At 48.2% G+C, this 355-nt stretch carries 1 pseudogene; it reads left to right on the forward strand.

The window, feature by feature from the left end:
- Positions 1-17 precede the first annotated feature (17 nt).
- A pseudogene (locus A142_RS08995) lies at positions 18-355 on the forward strand (VirB8/TrbF family protein); the annotation flags it as partial.

Below are 355 nucleotides of genomic sequence, written 5' to 3' on the forward strand. Positions count from 1 at the left end.
TTTAAAGGAGGTTAACGATGGAACCGGTGATTCGAGCCGATACGCCCAAAGAAACCCATGTCGATAAACCGCGTTTACGTACTGAGCGTAATCGTTGGTTTGTGGCGGTGTTAGGGCTCACGATGGTGGTGTTAGTGATGCTCTTTTTTTTGTTTTACGCGTTTGAAAAGGCGGGGAATAACAAAGAAATTGTGTATGTGAAATTAGAGCCTGCGGGCGGTTGGTCGGTGGTGGATTATCAACCACAAGACCAACAACTGTTTTTTAAAACGACCATTGATGCCCTGTTGCAGCGTTTTGCCATTGCGCGCTTTGGGGTGAACCCCCCGACGATAAAAACCGACTGGGGGGAAGC

The sequence above is a fragment of the Vibrio splendidus 12E03 genome (assembly GCF_000272105.2).
GTDB classification, from domain to species: Bacteria; Pseudomonadota; Gammaproteobacteria; order Enterobacterales; family Vibrionaceae; genus Vibrio; species Vibrio splendidus_I.